Here is a 230-nt window from a genome sequence, read left to right as displayed (position 1 = left end):
GAGCGCCGCTACCTTTTGGAGGAGCTGAACCGGACGCAGGCGCCTTACCCGTCGGACCAGTGCATCCACGAACTGTTCGAACAGCAGGTGCAAAAGGCCTCCGATGCGGTGGCGGTGGTTTATGAGGACGAGCACCTGAGCTATGGCGAACTCAATGCGCAGGCCAACCGCTTGGCGCATCATCTGATCGCCCTTGGGGTCAAGCCGGACCAGCCGGTGGCGATCTGCCT

At 62.2% G+C, this 230-nt stretch carries 1 protein-coding gene; it reads left to right on the top strand.

Features of this window, described 5'->3' with window-relative positions; all coding sequences use genetic code 11:
• The coding region (locus PY650_RS37040; protein ID WP_285885087.1) for an AMP-binding protein at positions 1–230 on the top strand (230 nt) is incomplete at both ends.

Origin of the sequence: Martinezella calliandrae (assembly GCF_030272695.1) — a bacterium.
In the GTDB taxonomy this organism is placed as follows: domain Bacteria; phylum Pseudomonadota; class Alphaproteobacteria; order Rhizobiales; family Rhizobiaceae; genus Rhizobium; species Rhizobium calliandrae.
The sequence above is the reverse complement of the archived record's forward strand: the minus strand, read 5'-3'. Positions and strand labels throughout refer to the sequence as shown.